A 20,293-nucleotide genomic window follows, 5' to 3' on the forward strand; every position below is an offset into this window, starting at 1 on the left:
ATCCTTCTCAGACTTGCGGTTGCGAAAGCGGTTTTACGCGCTTATGAATCAGTCCCACGCTATCCAGGAACCAGTACAGCAGTTTCGCCGCCAGCAAGCAGATACCAAAGATCACGAGGAAAAACACCACGCGGGAGCCGAACGAATCCAGCCCCTCGCGCGCCAGCACTATCATGTTGAAGATAGCGCCGAAACAGAAACTGTGCAGGATAGCCGCTTTATAGCGATTGCTCTCCCGGTTGCCCAGCTCATACAGCCAGTCGAACCATTTAATAATCAACCCTACCGCCACGGCGCCCAGCGGTACGAACCAGACGCCGCCCATCACCACCAGCGAGCCAATCAGCGTCGGCGAGATCGCCAGCCCCGAATGGTTGTTTAATACTTCCCAGGTAAAGTAGTTGGCGGTATTGAGCACCATCGTCGGGCGACCGTGCCACATCCAGCTGGGGATAAAGACGTAGAAGTCGCGGATCATCGGCGCCAGACCCTGGAAATCGATCTTGTCGTAGTTCTGCAGCAGCAGCGCCAGGTTCTCCCACGGTGAGAAGGTGTCGCGCGTGAGATACAGAAAGGTATAAAACGCTTCGTCGCCGCTGACGTTCATCCCGTAGCGCTTCAGCGCCAGCCAGAACATGCCGACAATACCCAGCACACCCGCCGCCGCCAGCATCCACAGGCTGATCCAGCCGCGAATAATACCGATGAACAGAAAGATGGCGAAGGCGATGATGATATTGGCGCGGGTCCCGCCGACGATGGCGTAGGTCAGCAAACCAAAGGCCACCGTGCTGACGAGGAAGAAGATCCACGCCTTATAATCCTGGCGCAGAAAATAGACCACCAGCATCGCCGGAATAAAGAAGTAAAAGAAGCGCTTCAACGCCACGCCGGACACTTCAGCAGAGAAAATCTGGCTGTAGGAGTTGAGCTTAAACAACAGGAAACCATTGTGGGCGAAGAAGATGCCGACGCACAGCAGCGCCAGCCCCATCAAAATGCCCCACGCCAGATGGGTTTCCACCCGGTTCATGGTAAACAGCGGGCGATGCGCAACCTCACGCGAGGCCGAACGCAGCCGCGTTTTATAGGTCACGTAGTAGACTGCGTAGAAGCACACCGCGATCAGCAGCGTCTGCAGCAAAATCTCCGGCGGCGCCACGCTGACGTCAAAGCGGAACACCAGAATACTGGTCAGCGGGAAGCCGAAGAAAAAGGTCAGCAGAAACAGCAACGAGAAAAAAACGTTGAAGTTAAAGCGTACCCGACGGAACTCAAACCAGGTGGCGGTGGCGATGAACAGCGTCGACAGCAGCCAGACCACCAGCAGCCCGCTAAATTGCATTAACGTCATGCCTGCCCCTCCGCCGCTAACCGTAGCGCCCGCCGCCAGCCCGTCAGATAGTTCGGCCGGAAGAAGGCGATAGCGGATTTATCCACGCTCGCCAGCTGACGCTGCGCTTCGCGCACCACGCTGACGTCCAGCGCGTCGCTGGTGAACAGCACCGGCACATGCTGCTCGGCCATATCCTGCCAGAACGGGTTTTCCCGATTGAGCACGCAGGGGATGCCCGCCTGAATCAGCAGACACAGGGTGCCGATCCCCTGCTGGCGGGCAAACAGAAAATAGCCCAGATCGCAGCGGCGCAGCAGCGCCAGATAATCATGAAACTCCAGCTTCTCGCTGAGGATCTGCAGATGCTCACCGCTAAACAGCGCCGCCCCCGCCTCGCGAACCTCATTGATATAGGCGTCGTTATTCGCTGGATAGCCCATCGGCACGATGACGTTTACCGTATCGCCAAACTGCTGATGGATTGCCTTCAGCGCGGCAATATGTTCATTGCTGCGATCCCCGGAGTTGCCGACCAGAATAGTCAGGGTATCACCGCGCGGAGCGTTATCGGCCAGGGTATTCAGCGCCGGATCCATACGGGTCGGGAAGTAGAGCAGCTCGCCCGGGACGCGCGGATGGCGGTTAGCGAACCAGCTGAGATCGCCGCGGGTGGCGAAAACGCGCCCTACCCGCCCCTGCGCCATACGGCGCAGCGGATAGAACAGGCGAAACTTCAGGCTGGCAGAATTTTCATACAGATCCGCCCCCCAGATATGCCAGTTAAACTGCGACGGGCGGATGCCGCCGCTCAACAGCGCCAGCCACAGCCCGGTATTGAACTGGCCGTGGAAGAAAAAGCGCTGCTGGCGGTTGGCTTTCGCGGTAGCAATCACTGCCTGCGCCAGCGCCTTTTTCCCCGGATAACAGGTGACATCCAGCGCCGGATACCCATCACGCACGCTGGCCTCATCACCGACGATCATAAATCTCCTGGCCTGCGGGTCGGCGGCCAGTTCGTCGTTAAAGAACCGCAGTACGGTCTGGTTATGATGCGGGATATCCGATCCCAGTACATGTATCAGTGCTGTCATGCCCGTTTACGCCAGAGTAAAAACACGCCACTACAAAGGGCGAAATAAACAATATAAGTGGCCATATATGCCTGCGCCGCGCCAACCGCGCCGTGCGCCGGTATAAGCCAGTGTGAGAATGCGGTCAGCAGTGCGAACTGGCTGATTTCCGTCAGAATATAAAAACGCAGCGACGCTTTGGCGATCACCAGATAGCCATAGACGTAGGCGCCTACTTTTAAAACGTCGCCCACCAGCTGCCAGGCAAACAGGTCACGCATCGCGGTAAAGCGATCGGAAAACAGCAGCCAGATGGCAAAATCGCGCAGCAGCCAGACCGTCAGGCTCGCCGCCGCTACTGCCGGCAGGACGAATTTCAGCGACTTGACTATCTCGCGGGTGATATCCGTTTTGGCGCTCAGCCGCGACAGCGTCGGCAGCAGATAGACGCTAAACGAGGCGGTAATAAACTGCAGGTAGGCATCGGAGATGCTGCTCACCCCCTGCCAGATCCCGACCGCCCCCCAGCCGTAATGCGCCGCCAGCAGATTACGCATCATCACATAGGCTACCGGCAGGGTCACCGAGGTTATCAGCGCCATCAGGGTAAATTTCGATAGCTGTCCCGCCAGACCGTTATCCCAGCGCGGACGCAGGGCGCTCAGCGGGATATTACCCCGCCGCCAGAGCATAATACCCGCCGGGACCACCACCAGCGCTGGAACTAACGCCAGCCCCAGCAGCGCGCCCTGATAGCCTCCCAACACGTAGCAAGCATAGTAAGCCGCCACGCCGATCAGGCTCCCGGCAATCAGCGAGAAGGCGTTACCCGCCGCATCGCGAAAGCCTTTCATCAGCGCCAGCAGGAAATTCGCCCAGGCAATCCCCATCTGCACCAGCGCCACCAGGCGTACCAGCCCCTGATAGTGCGTATGGCCGAACAGCCCCTGGCTTATCGGCGCCGCCGCCAGTAAAAATACCAGCGCCAGCAGGGTGGAAAAGCCAAGCACCATCGCCGACGAGGTGCCCACCACCTGCTTCAGGCGCGGGGGATCGTCGTGATGCTGCGCCACCAGCTTCGTGACGCCATTAAATATCCCGGCCCCGGCCAGCACGCCGAGTACGGTGACCAGTTGCCGGAAGTTACCGGCCTGGCCAACGCCCGCCGGCCCAAACGAGACGGCCAGCAGCTTGACGACCAGCAGACCGGCGCCGATTTTGACCAGCGTCGATGCCGCCGTCCACAGTGAGGCTTTTGCTAACGACATATCAGGAGAAGTAGCTCAGCAGCGAGTTAATCACCGTCCGCTGGTTCACCACAGACAGATTGTAAAACAGCGGCAGGCGTACCAGACGCTCGCTCTCCTGAGTGGTGTAGCGGTCTTCACCGCGGAATTCGCCGAACTGTTCGCCTGCCGGGCAGCTGTGCAGGGGAATGTAATGGAATACCGCGAGGATCTCCGCCTCTTTCAGCCAGGCGATCAGTCTGCTGCGATCCTCGATATCACGCAGCTTAATGTAGAACATGTGCGCGTTTTGCCCGCAGTCGGCCGGAACCGTCGGCAGTTCGATACGCCCGGCGCGCGCCAGCGGCAGCAGCGCATCATAGTAGTTCTGCCACAGGGCCAGGCGCTGCTGGTTGATGCGCTCCGCCGCTTCCATCTGCGCCCACAGATAGGCGGCCTGCAGGTCGGACATCAGATAGCTGGAGCCAATGTCCCGCCAGGTATATTTATCCACCAGGCCGCGAAAGAACTGGCTGCGGTTGGTGCCTTTTTCGCGAATAATCTCCGCGCGTTCCACCAGCGTGCGATCGTTGATCAGCGTCGCCCCGCCCTCACCGCCGGCGGTGTAGTTTTTGGTTTCATGGAAGCTGAAGCAGCCGATATGGCCGATGGTGCCCAGCGCGCGCCCCTTGTAGGTGGACATCACCCCCTGTGCGGCGTCTTCCACCACAAACAGGTTGTATTTGTCGGCGATGGCCATGATGGTGTCCATCTCGCAGGCTACGCCGGCATAATGCACCGGGACAATCGCCCGGGTTTTATCGGTGATGGCGGCTTCGATGAGCGTTTCGTCGATATTCATCGTATCGCGACGGATATCAACGAAGACGATTTTCGCACCGCGCAGCACAAAGGCGTTGGCGGTGGAGACAAAGGTATAGCTGGGCATAATCACTTCGTCGCCCGGCTGGATATCCAGCAGCAGCGCGGCCATCTCCAGCGAAGCCGTGCAGGAAGGGGTCAGTAGCGCTTTTGCCGTGCCAAATCGCTGCTCCATCCACTGCTGGCAGCGGCGCGTAAAGCCGCCGTCGCCGCACAGCTTGCCGCTGTTCATCGCAGACTGCATGTAATCAAGCTCGGTTCCAACCACCGGCGGCGCGTTAAATGGGATCATGGGGTCACCTGTATAGCCAGTAGGCGGTGCTTTCCACGTTAGCACCGCTGAGAATATAACGTTTAAGCGCGGCGGTGTTGCCCATCTGGGTCGCCACCCGCAGTGTAGAAAGTCCGCGCGAGGCGGCCCAGTACCGCGCCGCCTGCATCAACTGCGCCCCGGCGCCGCGTCCGGCCAGCAGGCCGATACGCGCTTCGGTCGCAGTGATCTGCCGCAGGGAGACAAAGGCGCGAATATCGCCCTCAGGATGGCGGTAAATCAGGCACTGATGATCGAAGGTGCCGCGCACCGCATTTTCAATCCACTGGGCATAGAAGCGGCCGCTAGCGTCGGCAGCGTACCAGGGCGCGCGAAAGCGGCTCATGGCAAATGCCTGCGCCGCCTGCTCGCGCAGCGGCGCAATATCCGCTTCCACGGCGACGTCTGCGCCGGCATCTGCAGGGCTGCCCACCGGCAGCGCCAGATCGACCTCACCTTCCACCAGCTGAAAACCCAGCCGCTGCAGCGCGTCCAGCCGGACGGTGTCGCTGGCGGCGATCTTCGCCTGCACTCGCGACCACCCCGCCAGCGCCTCAGGCGTCAGCCGCGGCGCGTGCTCGTCAAAGCGCACGATCGCGCTGTTCACGGCAAAGAAGCGGTTCTCCCACTCCAGGGGGTCAATACTGGCGCGGACGGGCACGGAGCAGATCCAGCAGATATTGGCCGTAGCCGGTTTTTTCCAGCCGCTTCGCCGCACGTTTGACGCCGTCGTCGTCCAGCCAGCCGTTACGCCAGCCGATCTCTTCCAGACAGGCGATTTTAAAGCCCTGGCGCTTCTCGACGGTCTGCACGAACATGCTGGCCTCGATCAGGCTATCGTGGGTGCCGGTGTCCAGCCAGGCAAAGCCGCGTCCAAGCAGTTCGACGGTCAATGCGCCATCCTCCAGATACATCTGGTTGATGGAGGTGATTTCCAGCTCGCCGCGCTCGGATGGCTTGACCCGTTTGGCATACTCCGTCACCTTGCCATCGTAGAAATAGAGACCGGTGACCGCCCAGTTCGACTTCGGCTGCTTCGGCTTCTCTTCCAGCGATAGCGCACGGAAGTTATCATCAAACTCCACCACGCCAAAGCGCTCAGGATCCATCACCTGATAGCCAAAAATCGTCGCCCCTTCCGTGCGGGCAGCGACGCTGCGCAGCTTCGGGCTAAAGCTTTGGCCGAAGAAGATATTGTCGCCTAACACCAGACACGCCGGTTCGCCGTTAAGAAAGGCTTCGCCGATGATAAACGCCTGGGCTAAACCATCCGGCGTCGGCTGTACGGCATAGTGCAGCGCAATGCCAAACTCTGAGCCATCGCCGAGCAGACGCTGGAAATCACGTAGGTCGTCCGGCGTGGTGATAATCAGGATCTCCCGGATCCCGGCCAGCATTAATACCGACAGCGGGTAGTAGATCATCGGCTTATCGTAGATCGGCAACAGCTGCTTCGATACGCCGCGGGTGATGGGATGTAGCCGCGTTCCGGAACCGCCCGCCAGAATAATACCTTTCATCATTCCCCCCAGAGATGATTAGCTTTGCAGCCCAAGACGCTCGCCCTGATAGCTTCCGTCCTGAACCTGACGCCACCAGGCCTCGTTCGCCAGATACCACGCCACGGTCTTACGCATACCGGAGGTGAAAGTCTCTGCCGGCGTCCAGCCCAGCTCGCGGGCAATCTTCGAGGCATCAATGGCATAGCGCAGATCGTGGCCCGGACGATCGGCAACGAAGGCGATCAGATCGCGATAGTGCGCCACGCCCTGCGGCTTATCCGGCGCCAGCTCTTCCAGCAGCTGACAAATGGTTTCCACCACCTCGATATTTTTACGTTCGTTATGACCGCCGATATTGTAAGTTTCGCCCGGTTCGCCGCGGGTCGCCACCAGATACAGCGCTCTGGCGTGATCTTCCACGTACAGCCAGTCGCGGATCTGTTGTCCATTGCCATACACCGGCAGCGGCTTGCCCGCCAGCGCGTTAAGGATCGTCAGCGGGATCAGCTTCTCGGGAAAGTGATACGGGCCGTAGTTATTTGAGCAGTTGGTGATAAGCGTCGGCAGGCCATAGGTTCGCAGCCAGGCGCGCACCAGGTGGTCGCTGCTGGCTTTCGAAGCCGAATAGGGGCTGCTTGGCGCATAGGGCGTGGTCTCGGTAAAGAAATCATCGCTGCCGTGCAGATCGCCATACACTTCATCGGTGGAGATGTGATGGAAGCGAAACGCCGATTTTTGCGCCGTAGCCAGGGTATTCCACCAGCTACGGGCCGCCTCCAGCAGCGTATAGGTGCCCACGATATTGGTCTCGATAAACGCCGCCGGGCCGTCAATCGAACGATCGACATGGCTTTCCGCCGCCAGGTGCATCACCGTATCCGGTTGATGCTGACGAAAAATGCGATCCAGCTCGCCGCGGTCGCAGATATCCACCTGTTCAAAGGCGAAACGCGCATCCTGCGCCACCGGCGCCAGCGACATTAAATTGCCGGCGTAGGTCAGTTTATCCACCACCACCACGCGATCGGCGGTGTGCTGGATAATCTCCCGCACTACCGCCGAACCAATGAAGCCCGCGCCGCCGGTGACCAGAATGGTTCTCACCGCCACACTCCTTTGGTGTCGACGATAAACGCCTGGGTGACACTATCGCCGCTAACGGCTTTAAATTGGTTATGATCGACCAACATCACCAGCACATCGGCGCTGGCCAGCGCCGCCTCAAGGGGCGCCAGCGTACACAGTCCATCGAGTTTCTTCGGCAGCGCGTGAATGTTGGGCTCAACCACCTGGGTCGTGCCGCTGTGCCAGCGGGCAATCTGCGCGGCAATTTCCATCGCCGGACTTTCGCGCAGGTCGTCAATATTCGGTTTAAAAGCGAGGCCAAAACAGGCGATCGTCAGTTCGCTGGCCCGCTTGTTGGTGGCATTCAGGCAGTCCGCCACCTGCGCTTTCACCTGTTCGATAACCCATTCCGGCTTGTGGTCGTTGACCTCGCGAGCGGTGCGGATCAGACGCGCCTGCTGCGGGTTTTGCGCCACGATAAACCATGGGTCGACGGCGATACAGTGGCCGCCAACACCCGGGCCCGGCTGCAGGATATTGACGCGCGGATGGCGGTTCGCCAGGCGGATCAGCTCCCAGACGTTAATCCCCTGGTCGGCGCAAATCAGCGACAGCTCGTTGGCAAAAGCGATGTTGACGTCGCGGAAGCTGTTTTCCGTCAGCTTGCACATCTCGGCGGTGCGCGAGTTGGTCACCACGCATTCGCCTTCAAGGAAGATTTTATACAGCTCGCTGGCGCGAGCGGAGCAGACCGGCGACATGCCGCCGATAACGCGGTCGTTTTTAATCAGCTCGACCATCACCTGACCGGGCAATACCCGCTCCGGGCAGTAGGCGATATTCACGTCCGCCGCTTCACCCACCTGCTGGGGGAAGCTAAGATCCGGGCGCATCTCCGCCAGCCACTCGGCCATCTGTTCGGTCGACCCGACCGGCGAAGTGGACTCGAGGATCACCAGCGAGCCTTTCTTTAACGTCGGCGCAATAGATTTGGCGGCCGACTCGACAAACACCATATCCGGCTCGTGGCGATCTTTAAACGGCGTCGGCACGGCAATCAGGTAAGCATCCGCCTCCACCGGGGTGGTGGTGGCGCTTAAATACCCCTGCTCGACCGCGGTCTTCACCACGCTCGCCAGATCCGGCTCCACGATATGAATCTCTCCACGGTTAATGGTCTCCACGGCATGTTGATTAACATCAACGCCGACCACCCGCTTCTGCCGGGAGGCGAACGCGGCAGCGGTTGGCAGCCCGATATAGCCAAGGCCAATCACTGAAATGGTAGAAAAACTCATAGCGTTACCTGATTATTTTTAAGTGCAGACAAAATGCGACGACATGCTTCGCCATCGCCATAGGGATTATGCGCGCGGCTCATCGCTTGGTATGCAGCATCATCCTCCAGCAGTCGCGTCACTTCCGCGACGATGCGCTGGCTGTCGGTGCCCACCAGACACACGGTGCCGGCGGCCACCGCTTCCGGACGTTCGGTCATATCGCGCATGACCAGCACCGGCTTACCCAGCGAGGGGGCCTCTTCCTGAATGCCGCCGGAATCGGTCAGGATCAGCCAGGCGCGATCCATCAGCCAGACGAACGGCAGGTAATCCTGCGGTTCAATCAACATCACATTGTCAATATGGCCAAGAATACGATTCACCGGCTCGCTGACATTAGGATTCAGGTGAACCGGATAGACAATCTGCACCTCAGGGTGGGTATGGGCTATCTCGGCCAGCGCCTGGCAGATCTGTTCAAAACCGAGCCCAAAGCTTTCCCGCCGGTGGCCGGTAACCAGAATCATCTTTTTACCGTGGCTGATGAAAGGATAGCGCTGCAGCAGGGTCTCCCGTAGCGCTTCATCGCCCAGCACCCGATCCCGCACCCAGAACAGGGCGTCAATGACCGTATTCCCGGTAACCGTGATCCGACTGTCGGCAATATTTTCCCGCAGCAGGTTCTGCCGCGAGGTTTCCGTGGGGGCGAAATGGTATGTCGCCAGATGGCCGGTCAACGTACGGTTGCCTTCTTCCGGCCACGGCGAACTTAAATCACCGGTGCGCAGGCCGGCCTCTACGTGACCCACCGGTATCCGCTGGTAAAACGCCGCCAGGCTCGCCGCCATGGTGGTGGTGGTATCGCCATGCACCAGCACCACGTCGGGTTTAAACGACTCCAGCACCGGCTTCAGCCCTTCAAGGATGCGACAGGTGATCTCGGTCAGCCCCTGCCCCGGCTTCATGATGTTGAGATCGTAGTCCGGGACAATAGAGAAAAGTTTCAACACCTGATCGAGCATCTCCCGATGCTGCGCGGTCACGCATACTTTCGCCTCAAAATGAGGATCCTTTGCCAGCGCATGGACCAGAGGCGCCATCTTGATGGCTTCCGGCCTCGTGCCAAATACAGTTAGTACTTTCACATCGATTCTCTTCGATTAGGCGATGAAGGTCATCTGCCCTTCACCACAGGCCGCAATCACAGGACACGACGACGCGATAACGCCACGCCTGCGCCGATGAGCGCACCCACAATCCCCCACATCACCATCAGAAATACACGGCGCGGGCTATCGCGTTTTACAGGTTCTTCCGGCGTCCGCAAATACCGGTAAGTCTGAAAACGCGGATCTAACGTTGGACCGACGTTCAACGTGCTCAGCATGGCGCGGTTCTGGTCGTAATCGAGGTCATATTCCGGCCCGACGGCCTGCAGGTTTTCCAGCCTGGCCTGCAGCATCGGCCTGCCCAATAAAAATAGCTCTGAATCCGGCAACTGATCGGCAGGAACATCCGTTTCGCTACGTGAAATATTGTGCTGCTGAGCCACCTTCAGCGCCTGCTCCACGCTGTGCGTCCGGCGGTTGAAGATGGCCTCGGCCACCTCTTCCTGGCGCTTCACCTGCGCCTTCATCTGCACCGTCCGCGCCGCCCAGGCGCCTTTAAGTTCGTCGTTAAGATGGCCTGCCGCCCGCTGGCTGGCGAAGGCCACATACTGACGCAACAGATTATTGGCATCCTGCCCGGTCTCGGCGGTCAGTTTGACGCTGTCGTTAATGCTCTTGGCCGCATCGCCTGGCATATACTGGATATTGTTAATCAGGTCATCCAGCATCGCCGCATCAGCGCGGGCATTACCCGACTGACGCTGCTTGTAGTAGTCCGTTTGCAGCCAGAAATCGCGCCGGGTATCCCAGGAGGCCAGCTGCATGATGAACTCTTTATACGCTTCATCCATGGCGGAAGGCTGGTCGACCGAGGCGAGGTCGGCTTTAATGTCCAGATTGCGTAAGAACTGCTGTTGGGAATAGTATCCCCCCAACATATTGACAGTAGGCCGATCGGTGATCGCCGTGGCGCTCCACTCCTGGCGAGCAAAGAAGGTGTACACCAGCACGATGGCGGCGAAGAGTACGGCGCCGCCGACTATCCAGCCTTTTCCTGCCCATAAAGCGCGAAACAGCCCGCGAATATCCAGCTCGTTCTCAACGTTCACTGCTTGTGCTCCCGGTAATGGTTGAGTCATCACATCCCCAGCTCTACTTGGTTAGTTTCGGATTATTGCCGCTGTGTCGCCGAATTCTGCGTCTGATGCGCTTAACCAGGCGCGCCACTTTCCAGGCGCGCTTAATACAGTAGCCATAAAGAAAGAAGGCTACCAAAAAGAGAATTAACATCACCCATTCCGGCACAATGCGGGTGTATTCCGCCACGACGCCAACCAGCGCCAGCAGGGCGGCGGCCAGGGTAATCAGGACAAACGCCTGGCGGGAAGTAAACCCGGCGCGCATGATCAAATGATGAATATGCTGACGGTCCGGTGAGAAAGGACTCATGCCTTTGCGCAGGCGGCGATACATAATCGCCACCATGTCCATCAGCGGGATAGCGATAATCCACAGCGCGGTCACCGGGCTAATGGGATGCGTTTTACCTTGCGTGGTTTCCAGCAGGATCCAGATGATGGTGAAGCCAATCATCGTGCTGCCGGCGTCACCCATAAAGACTTTATAGCGGCGGCCGAGGGCGCCAAGATTGAGAAGAATATAGGGTAGAATGGCGGCGATCATCGCGAAACACCACATCGCCAGGCTGTACTGACCATCAAACCAAAGGATAATCCCGGTCGCCGCAAAAGAGACCGATGACAGTCCGCCGAGCAGGCCGTCGATACCATCGACCATGTTGAACGCATTGATAGCGGCCCAGACGGCAAACAGCGTCAGGAAGAAGCCGAAGGGCCCCAGCACCAGTTCCCACGAGCCAAAAATAAAGCCCAAACTACTCAGATGCAGATTCCCTGCCATCATCATAATCACGGCGATCGCGGCCTGAATGACCGCGCGAATTTTCACGCTGATGTCGAAGCGATCGTCAAGCGCGCCAACCAGCACCAATACCCCCGCGCAGGCCAGATACAGCGAGGCGTGAGGAATATAATAATCGGCGATGGCGAAAGTGAAACAGATACCTGCATAAACTGAGATACCACCGACCAACGGAATCAACCCCTGATGCCGTTTGCGATAGTTGGGTTTATCCACTAACCCGATCTTTTTTGCCACTTTCCGCGCGACAAAAATAAAGAGGGTCGTGAATAAGAAAATACTGATTAATTCAGTAATAGCAGTGAGTAAATTCACAACGCATGTGCTCTCAGCATAGTTAATCCGGGAAGTATAGCGATGATGCCCCAACTCCAGAAGGGGAAAAGCAGAACATTACAAATTTATTGTATAGATTTTAGTCTGTTAAAGCTGTCTCCGCCTGCTATCCGGCGCCATTATACGACAACTTTCGTCCCGCTTTCTCTGTCTCTGGATCATACAAACCCCAAAATGAAAACGCCACGCAAAGGCGTGGCGTTTTTGGCTTTTTTTACCTTACGAGCGCTTCATCATATCGAAGAAGTCATCATTCGTCTTGGTCATTGCCAGCTTATTGATGAGGAATTCCATCGCATCAATCTCACCCATCGGATGGATAATTTTGCGCAGGATCCACATTTTCTGCAGCTCTTCCTGAGTGGTAAGCAGCTCTTCTTTACGGGTACCGGAACGGTTGTAGTCGATAGCCGGGAAGACGCGTTTTTCAGCAATCTTACGAGAGAGGTGCAGTTCCATATTACCGGTGCCTTTAAACTCTTCGTAGATAACTTCGTCCATTTTGGAACCGGTGTCGATCAGCGCCGTGGCGATGATGGTCAGACTACCGCCCTCCTCGACGTTACGTGCCGCACCAAAGAAACGCTTCGGACGGTGCAGGGCGTTGGCGTCCACACCACCGGTCAACACTTTACCGGAAGCCGGAACCACGGTGTTGTAGGCACGCGCCAGACGGGTAATAGAGTCGAGCAGGATGATAACGTCTTTCTTGTGTTCAACCAGACGTTTCGCTTTCTCAATAACCATCTCGGCAACCTGCACGTGACGCGATGCCGGCTCGTCAAAGGTGGAAGCAACCACTTCACCTTTCACCAGACGCTGCATCTCGGTCACTTCTTCCGGACGTTCGTCGATCAGCAGTACCATCAGGACACAGTCCGGGTGGTTGTATGCGATGCTCTGCGCGATGTTCTGCAGCAGCATGGTTTTACCGGCTTTCGGCGGCGCGACGATCAGACCACGCTGGCCGCGGCCAATCGGGGAGGCCAGATCCAGTACGCGAGCGGTTAAGTCTTCGGTAGAACCGTTACCACGCTCCATACGCAGGCGAGAGTTCGCGTGCAGCGGCGTTAAGTTCTCGAACAGGATCTTGTTACGCGCGTTTTCCGGCTTGTCGTAGTTAACTTCGTTAACTTTCAGCAGCGCAAAGTAACGTTCACCCTCTTTCGGAGGACGAATCTTACCGGAAATGGTGTCACCAGTGCGGAGGTTGAAACGGCGGATTTGGCTGGGGGATACGTAGATGTCGTCAGGGCCGGCGAGGTAGGAGCTGTCTGCGGAGCGGAGGAATCCAAATCCATCCTGCAGTATCTCCAGTACGCCGTCGCCAAAGATATCTTCGCCACTCTTCGAATGCTGCTTGAGGATGGCAAAAATAATATCCTGCTTACGCATACGAGCCAGGTTTTCCAGCCCCATATTTTCGCCGAGAGTAATCAGCTCAGAAACCGGCGTATTCTTTAATTCGGTAAGATTCATAGTGGTGTGGGTTCTTAAACTCGGGGTAAATCTCGAACTTAATGTTGTGAATGGTATGGCAGGAACTTCCATGCCTGTTAACGGCCTTCATCTCGTGTCTGTACGTTGCCTGGTCACAGGAAAGAACGCAGAACTGAAACGACTAGACGGAATGAGTGAAAAGCCCGGAATTATTAGCTTCACGCGCATTTATGCGGGATGCTTCGGGTAAAACAAGATTCAAACAAGGTATGTTTAAAACGAAGTCTGTGGATTAACTTAGCACGACTCCAGCCGGGCGTCCAGAGTTCCGCAAAAAATAGGAATCTGGACGCCGGAACAGCAATTCGCTTACGCCAGGTTAGCGTCGAGGAACTCTTTCAGCTGACCCTTGGACAGTGCGCCAACTTTAGTGGCCGCCACTTCGCCGTTTTTAAACAGCAGCAGGGTTGGGATACCGCGAATGCCGTATTTCGGCGCAGTGCCCGGGTTCTGGTCAATGTTCAGCTTAGCTACGGTCAGTTTGCCCTGATACTCTTCAGCGATCTCATCCAGAATCGGGGCGATCATTTTGCACGGACCACACCACTCTGCCCAGAAATCGACGAGGGTCAGCCCGTCAGCCTTGAGTACGTCCGTGTCAAAACTGTCGTCAGTCAGGTGAATAATTTTATCGCTCATATTTAACTCCACAGGAATAAGCCTGGTGTGTTGGTGTCGTAGCCATCAACGACGCGCTGCGGCTACGTTATGCACGCTATTCTTCAGGATACCTCAATTCTCTGGCCTGCCAACTGGCGCAATCCATCATGGACTCGCCTGTTGACGCCAGGGTGCCCGAACGCGAACTGCATGCTGCAGATTTATCGCTCCCGACTCGCTTAGTAGTCTAAGCTATCCTGGATTCGTTCAGTTACCGTAGACGTACCTTGAATAATTTCGTACACCGCCAACGAAAGGTTGACGTTATTTCACCGGATACGCTTTCTTAATGCAATAGTTAGCTGATATTCTACCACACTATGAGCAAAACACATTTAACAGAACAGAAGTTTTCCGACTTCGCCCTGCACCCGGCAGTCATTGAAGCCCTTGAAAAGAAAGGGTTTCATAATTGCACACCCATTCAGGCCCTCGCCCTTCCGCTGACGCTGGAAGGCCGCGATGTCGCCGGGCAGGCGCAAACCGGTACCGGTAAAACGATGGCGTTCCTGACGTCAACGTTTCATTATCTTCTCTCTCACCCGGCTATCGCCGATCGCCAAGTTAACCAACCGCGCGCGCTGATTATGGCGCCGACGCGTGAACTGGCGGTACAGATCCACGCCGACGCTGAGCCACTGGCGCAGGCCACCGGTCTGAAGCTGGGTCTGGCTTACGGCGGCGACGGCTACGATAAGCAGTTGAAAGTGCTGGAAAGCGGCGTCGATATTCTGATCGGCACCACTGGTCGTCTGATCGATTACGCGAAGCAGAACCACATTAACCTCGGCGCCATTCAGGTTGTCGTGCTGGACGAAGCCGATCGCATGTACGATCTCGGCTTTATTAAAGATATCCGCTGGCTGTTCCGCCGCATGCCGCCGGCCACTCAGCGCCTGAACATGCTGTTCTCCGCGACCCTTTCTTATCGCGTCCGCGAACTGGCGTTCGAACAAATGAATAACGCCGAGTACGTTGAAGTCGAGCCGGAACAGAAGACAGGCCACCGTATTAAAGAAGAGCTCTTCTACCCTTCCAATGAAGAAAAAATGCGCCTGCTGCAGACGCTGCTGGAAGAAGAGTGGCCCGATCGCGCCATCGTTTTCGCCAATACCAAGCACCGTTGCGAAGATATCTGGGGCCATCTCGCCGCCGACGGCCATCGCGTAGGTCTGCTGACCGGCGACGTGGCGCAGAAAAAACGTCTGCGCATTCTCGAAGAATTTACCCGTGGCGACCTCGATATTCTGGTCGCGACCGATGTTGCCGCCCGTGGCTTACATATTCCGGCCGTGACTCACGTCTTTAACTACGATCTGCCGGACGACTGCGAAGATTACGTTCACCGCATCGGCCGTACCGGTCGCGCTGGCGCCAGCGGTCACTCCATTAGCCTCGCCTGCGAAGAGTATGCGCTGAATCTGCCGGCGATCGAAACCTATATTGGTCACTCAATTCCGGTCAGTAAGTACAACCCGGACGCGCTGATGACCGACCTGCCTAAGCCGCTGCGTCTGACCCGTGCGCGCCCAGGCAACGGCCCGCGCCGTAACGGTCCACCGCGCAATCGTCGTCGTTCAGGTTAAGAGATCTATGCCATACGCTCAGTCATTCAGAATCTGCCAGGGCGACCTTCCTCTGGCGACCCGCTCAGTGATGTGGATCGGGCCTAAGCGCCCCACCGACCAGGGAGCCTTCTGAACGATGAAGAGTATGAGCTCCACCTCGCTATATGCCGCCATTGATTTGGGCTCCAATAGTTTCCATATGTTGGTGGTGCGCGAGGTGGCGGGCAGCATCCAGACGCTGAGCCGCATTAAGCGTAAGGTTCGACTGGCCGCCGGCCTGAATAGCGACAACACCCTCTCCGCAGAAGCGATGGAACGGGGCTGGCAGTGCTTACGCCTGTTTGCCGAGCGCCTGCAGGATATTCCGCCGACGCAAATCCGCGTCGTGGCCACCGCCACGCTGCGTCTTGCCGTCAATGCGGGGGAGTTTCTGGCGAAAGCGCAGGAGATCCTCGGCACTCCAGTGCAAGTGATCAGCGGCGAAGAAGAAGCGCGCCTGATTTACCAGGGTGTCGCCCACACCACCGGCGGCGCCGATCAGCGCCTGGTGGTCGATATCGGCGGTGCCAGCACCGAGCTGGTGACCGGGACCGGCGCACAAACAACCTCGCTGTTTAGCCTGTCGATGGGCTGTGTCACCTGGCTTGAACGCTATTTTGCCGACCGTAGTCTGACGAAAGAGAATTTCGATCTCGCCGAAGCGGCTGCGCGCGAGGTACTACTGCCCGTCGCCGATGTGCTGCGCTATCACGGATGGAAAGTGTGCGTTGGCGCCTCCGGCACCGTTCAGGCTCTGCAGGAAATTATGATGGCGCAGGGGATGGATGAACGAATCACCCTCGCCAAACTCCAGCAGCTTAAACAGCGCGCTATCCAGTGCGGACGTCTGGAAGAGCTGGAGATCGAAGGCTTAACCCTTGAGCGGGCGCTGGTGTTTCCTAGCGGGCTGGCGATCCTGATCGCTATCTTCAGCGAACTGAATATTCAGTGTATGACCCTCGCGGGCGGCGCGTTACGCGAAGGCCTGGTGTACGGCATGCTGCATCTCTCCGTTGAGCAGGACATCCGCAGCCGCACGCTGCGTAATATTCAGCGTCGTTTTATGATCGACACCGAACAGGCCCAGCGCGTCGGCGGCCTTGCCAGTCATCTGCTCAGTCAGTTGGATGGCAGCTGGGAGCTGGATCCGCTAAGCCGTGATTTACTCCTTAGCGCCTGTGCGCTGCATGAGATTGGGCTGAGCGTGGATTTTAAGCGCGCGCCGCAGCACGCCGCCTATCTGGTCAATAACCTCGACCTGCCGGGCTTTACCCCGGCGCAGAAGAAGCTGATTGCCACGCTGCTCCTTAACCAGACTAACGCTATCGACCTCTCTTCGCTTCATCAACAGAATGCCGTCCCACCGCGGGTGGCTGAGCATCTGTGTCGTCTGCTGCGACTGGCAATCCTGTTTGCCAGCCGGCGGCGCGACGATCTGTTGCCCGCCATTCAGCTGACCGCTCAAGACGAACAACTGACGCTGATATTGCCGGGAAACTGGCTGGATGAACATCCGCTGGGTCGGGAGATGGTCGATCAGGAGTGTCAGTGGCAAAGCTACGTCCACTGGATACTTCGGGTCGCCAGCGGCGATACGCTGAAATAATATCCAGCCAGGAGGGCGGATGCGGGAAGAACTGGATTTCAAATCGCTACGCTTTTTCTCTGCGCTCTACCGCTTGGGCAATGTTTCCCCAGCAGCGGACGCGCTCGATATCAGCCAGCCCACCGGCAGCCTTTTGCTGAAAAAACTACGAGATCATTTTGCTGACCCGCTGTTTGTCCGGGTCGGGCAGCGGATGATCCCGACGCCGCGAGCGGACGCGATCGCCCCCACCATCTCGACTCTTCTCCAGCTTGTCGATAACGATTTAGCGGTCAAACCTGAATTTCTTCCCCAGCAGAGCCAGCGTAATTTTACGATCGGTATGACCGATATCAGCCAAATGACGCTGCTGCCTTTATTGCAAATTGCGCTCCAGCAGCAGGCGGCGGACGGGATCACCTTTACGGTACAGAATCTGGATGAGCAGACCCTCAACGCCCTCGAATCCGGGAAATGCGATCTCGCGATCGGCTATCTGACGCAGCTTCCGGAAAGCGTCTACCAGCAACATCTCTTCGATCAATCATATGTCTGCCTGGCTGCGGAAAACCATCCTCGCATTCGCGCACAGCTCCGCGCCGAAGACTGGCGCCAGGAAAAGCATCTGGCGATCCGCGTGGAGGGGACTGCCCATGGCGATATGGATAAGCTGCTTGATGAGCACCACATGCCCCGGCGCATTGCGCTAACGTTACCAAGTTTTTTAGGTACCGGTGAGCTGGTGGCCGAAAGCGATATGATTGCCGTCGTCCCGGAACAGGTGGCGCGGCATATCACCCGGCGCTATCCCTGCCGCAGCTGGCCGCTGCCTTTTCCCCTCGCCAAAATCGCCATCCGTCAGGTCTGGCATCAGCGGCTGCACCGCGATCCCGGACATATCTGGCTACGCTCGCTGATCGCTACGCTTGCCGATCCCGCACAGCAGAGTACTTCTATTAAAATCTAAGTAACAAAATACGCCCGTGTATTGGTTTTATTAATAACCCCTATTACGTTTGGTTTATTGCTGGTAATACGTGAAAGCTTTTATTCTCCTCGCATCAAGCCACACTGACTCATATCGCAAGGAAAATATCATGCGCGGAAAAATTGCTTTAGAAGAACACGTATCCACTCCTGAAAATAACCGTCTGTGGGATTCATCTGGTGAAGCAGGTCGTAACGGCACAGAATATATGAAAGATGTTGAACGCCGCCTGCTGGATCGCAGCATTCAGCTGGAAGAAATGGCGCAGCGTCATATTGATCATGTAATTCTTTCTCTGACTTCACCTGGCGCCCAGTCTATTTTAGATAAAGCCAAAGCCGTCTCTTTTGCCCGCGATACCAACGATTTTATCGTTGAGAATTATGTTAAGCCAAATCCGGACAAATTCAGCGCCTTCGCCACCCTGGCATTGCAGAACCCGGAAGCCGCGGCGGAAGAGCTGGAGCGCGCCGTGAAAAAGTTAGGCATGAAAGGTGCGCTGATCAACGGCTACACCAACGTTAAAGATAGCGAGCATGGCCTGTATCTTGATGACGAATCCATGCTGGTATTCTGGGATAAGGTCAACGAGCTGAACGTGCCTGTCTATCTGCATCCTCGTGAACCGCTGGAAGGCCCGGCGCGTGGCATCTATACCGGTTACGAAAGCCTGATCGGCTCTGCCTGGGGCTTCGCTCAGGAAACGGCAGTGCATGCTATTCGTCTGATGATGAGCGGTTTGTTCGATCGTTATCCTAACCTCAATCTGGTGCTGGGTCACCTCGGCGAAGGGCTGGTACATATGCTGCCGCGCACTCAACATCGTCTCTATCGTCAGCGTTTCGGCTGCGGTTTGGGTAAAGCGGAAAAACCGTTAATGCACTACCTGCAGAATAACTTCATCGTTACCACCAGCGGCCATTTCAATACCCATTCACTGAATAATGCTATTGAAGTCATGGGCGCCGATCGCGTGATGTTCTCTGTCGATTATCCGTATGAAGATATTCATCAGGCCTGCGACTGGTTTGATCCTTTAGAACTTGAAGCAGGCCTGAAAGAGAAAATCGCCTGGGGTAATGCCAGCCGCGTATTTAACATTAAATAATTAATTTAAATATTTCAGGGCCTGTATATTCAGGCCCTGATTTTTATTAGGGAAAATAAATTATGGCTATAGGTATATTTGTCTGTAGCGGCTCGCTTCTCGTTGGTGCGCTGGCGGGCGCTTCACTGAATCGTTTTATTCCGGAACATTTCAAAAAAACCTTACCGTTGATCGCCGGACTGATCTCAATCAGTATGGGCATATTCTTTGTCAATAAATTGCATAACCTGCCGCCGATTGCCCTGGCTATTATTGTCGGCACGATTATCGGCGGCCTGTTGAATATTGAAAAATGGATTGAACGAGCCGGAACAACGCTGCGCAGCCCCATTGAACGTATCTTTCCGGCGCAGTCCAGCGCCAGCGTCGGTGCGGAAGATTTTATGAATCAGTTTATCGCCGTGCTGATCCTGTTCTGCGCCAGCGGTACCGGCATCTTCGGCGCCTTAACCGAAGGGATGACCGGCGACCCGACCATTCTGCTGACCAAGTCGATCCTCGACTTTTTTACTGCCGCGATTTTCGCCTCCACGCTGGGGTATATCATCACCGTGATCTTTATTCCCCAGCTGATTGTTTTCGTTATCCTGTTTTTCGCGGCAACCTTTATCATGGCGTTAATCAATCCGTCGATGATCGCCGACTTCACCGCCTGCGGCGGCATCATTATGCTGGCGACCGGTTTCCGTCTGTGCGGGATCCGTGCCTTCCCTACCGCCAATATGCTGCCCTCGCTAATACTGGTGATGCCCTTCTCCGCCGCCTGGCAGCAGTTTATCGCCTGAGAC

The 20,293-nt window shown here is 56.8% G+C and carries 18 protein-coding genes; 5 read left to right on the forward strand and 13 right to left on the reverse strand.

Features of this window, described 5'->3' with window-relative positions:
- Positions 1-7: 7 nt before the first annotated feature.
- The 13 genes from wzyE to trxA all read right to left on the reverse strand — a co-directional run bounded on the left by wzyE (position 8) and on the right by trxA (position 14,196).
- Positions 8-1,354, reverse strand: a complete 1,347-nt coding sequence (gene wzyE / locus HMPREF3140_RS02675; protein WP_004146500.1) for an ECA oligosaccharide polymerase — start codon at positions 1,352-1,354, stop codon at positions 8-10.
- The gene (locus HMPREF3140_RS02680; RefSeq protein WP_004177944.1) at positions 1,351-2,427 is read right to left on the reverse strand and encodes a TDP-N-acetylfucosamine:lipid II N-acetylfucosaminyltransferase; all 1,077 of its coding nucleotides are present in this window, start codon (positions 2,425-2,427) and stop codon (positions 1,351-1,353) included. Before HMPREF3140_RS02680 ends, wzyE begins: the two co-directional genes overlap by 4 nt.
- Positions 2,424-3,674, reverse strand: coding sequence for a lipid III flippase WzxE (wzxE, locus tag HMPREF3140_RS02685; protein WP_023285691.1), 1,251 nt, complete (start codon positions 3,672-3,674; stop codon positions 2,424-2,426). The genes HMPREF3140_RS02680 and wzxE overlap by 4 nt, the downstream gene beginning before the upstream one ends.
- A gap of 1 nt (position 3,675) precedes the next feature.
- Positions 3,676-4,806: a dTDP-4-amino-4,6-dideoxygalactose transaminase gene (rffA, locus tag HMPREF3140_RS02690; protein ID WP_024623121.1), complete on the reverse strand. Its 1,131-nt coding sequence runs from the start codon at positions 4,804-4,806 to the stop codon at positions 3,676-3,678.
- Between the two features lie 4 nt (positions 4,807-4,810).
- On the reverse strand, positions 4,811-5,485 hold the full coding sequence (gene rffC / locus HMPREF3140_RS02695; protein WP_004146507.1) for a dTDP-4-amino-4,6-dideoxy-D-galactose acyltransferase: 675 nt from the start codon (positions 5,483-5,485) through the stop codon (positions 4,811-4,813).
- Complete coding sequence (rfbA, locus tag HMPREF3140_RS02700) at positions 5,463-6,344, reverse strand: glucose-1-phosphate thymidylyltransferase RfbA (RefSeq protein ID WP_002883307.1); 882 nt, start codon at positions 6,342-6,344, stop codon at positions 5,463-5,465. The genes rffC and rfbA overlap by 23 nt, the downstream gene beginning before the upstream one ends.
- 18 nt (positions 6,345-6,362) lie before the next feature.
- The gene (gene rffG, locus HMPREF3140_RS02705; protein ID WP_023342396.1) at positions 6,363-7,430 is read right to left on the reverse strand and encodes a dTDP-glucose 4,6-dehydratase; all 1,068 of its coding nucleotides are present in this window, start codon (positions 7,428-7,430) and stop codon (positions 6,363-6,365) included.
- Positions 7,427-8,689, reverse strand: a complete 1,263-nt coding sequence (gene wecC / locus HMPREF3140_RS02710) for a UDP-N-acetyl-D-mannosamine dehydrogenase (protein ID WP_004181644.1) — start codon at positions 8,687-8,689, stop codon at positions 7,427-7,429. Before wecC ends, rffG begins: the two co-directional genes overlap by 4 nt.
- On the reverse strand, positions 8,686-9,816 hold the full coding sequence (wecB, locus tag HMPREF3140_RS02715) for a non-hydrolyzing UDP-N-acetylglucosamine 2-epimerase (protein ID WP_002883297.1): 1,131 nt from the start codon (positions 9,814-9,816) through the stop codon (positions 8,686-8,688). Before wecB ends, wecC begins: the two co-directional genes overlap by 4 nt.
- A 56-nt stretch (positions 9,817-9,872) precedes the next feature.
- Positions 9,873-10,919 carry an ECA polysaccharide chain length modulation protein gene (gene wzzE / locus HMPREF3140_RS02720; protein ID WP_016831320.1) on the reverse strand — a complete coding sequence of 349 codons (1,047 nt, stop codon included), beginning with the start codon at positions 10,917-10,919 and terminating at the stop codon, positions 9,873-9,875.
- A 13-nt stretch (positions 10,920-10,932) separates the two neighbouring features.
- Positions 10,933-12,036, reverse strand: a complete 1,104-nt coding sequence (gene wecA, locus HMPREF3140_RS02725; protein ID WP_002883295.1) for a UDP-N-acetylglucosamine--undecaprenyl-phosphate N-acetylglucosaminephosphotransferase — start codon at positions 12,034-12,036, stop codon at positions 10,933-10,935.
- 240 nt (positions 12,037-12,276) lie between these two features.
- The gene (gene rho, locus HMPREF3140_RS02730; RefSeq protein ID WP_002883293.1) at positions 12,277-13,536 is read right to left on the reverse strand and encodes a transcription termination factor Rho; all 1,260 of its coding nucleotides are present in this window, start codon (positions 13,534-13,536) and stop codon (positions 12,277-12,279) included.
- A 330-nt stretch (positions 13,537-13,866) separates the two neighbouring features.
- A complete protein-coding gene (gene trxA, locus HMPREF3140_RS02735) occupies positions 13,867-14,196 on the reverse strand; it encodes a thioredoxin TrxA (protein ID WP_002883224.1) in 330 nt (109 codons plus the stop codon).
- A 341-nt stretch (positions 14,197-14,537) separates the two neighbouring features.
- Here trxA and rhlB point away from each other — a divergent pair, with 341 nt between their 5' ends.
- The 5 genes from rhlB to HMPREF3140_RS02760 all read left to right on the forward strand — a co-directional run bounded on the left by rhlB (position 14,538) and on the right by HMPREF3140_RS02760 (position 20,290).
- Positions 14,538-15,803: an ATP-dependent RNA helicase RhlB gene (gene rhlB / locus HMPREF3140_RS02740; RefSeq protein WP_002883222.1), complete on the forward strand. Its 1,266-nt coding sequence runs from the start codon at positions 14,538-14,540 to the stop codon at positions 15,801-15,803.
- Between the two features lie 118 nt (positions 15,804-15,921).
- Positions 15,922-17,430 carry a guanosine-5'-triphosphate,3'-diphosphate diphosphatase gene (gene gppA / locus HMPREF3140_RS02745; protein ID WP_004150419.1) on the forward strand — a complete coding sequence of 503 codons (1,509 nt, stop codon included), beginning with the start codon at positions 15,922-15,924 and terminating at the stop codon, positions 17,428-17,430.
- 19 nt (positions 17,431-17,449) lie between these two features.
- Complete coding sequence (locus HMPREF3140_RS02750; protein ID WP_004177951.1) at positions 17,450-18,376, forward strand: LysR family transcriptional regulator; 927 nt, start codon at positions 17,450-17,452, stop codon at positions 18,374-18,376.
- A gap of 130 nt (positions 18,377-18,506) precedes the next feature.
- A complete protein-coding gene (locus tag HMPREF3140_RS02755) occupies positions 18,507-19,505 on the forward strand; it encodes an amidohydrolase family protein (protein WP_004181642.1) in 999 nt (332 codons plus the stop codon).
- 62 nt (positions 19,506-19,567) lie between these two features.
- The gene (locus tag HMPREF3140_RS02760; RefSeq protein WP_002883185.1) at positions 19,568-20,290 is read left to right on the forward strand and encodes a DUF554 domain-containing protein; all 723 of its coding nucleotides are present in this window, start codon (positions 19,568-19,570) and stop codon (positions 20,288-20,290) included.
- Positions 20,291-20,293: the final 3 nt, after the last annotated feature.

The organism is Klebsiella sp. HMSC16A12 (assembly GCF_001808265.1).
GTDB classification, from domain to species: Bacteria; Pseudomonadota; Gammaproteobacteria; order Enterobacterales; family Enterobacteriaceae; genus Klebsiella; species Klebsiella pneumoniae.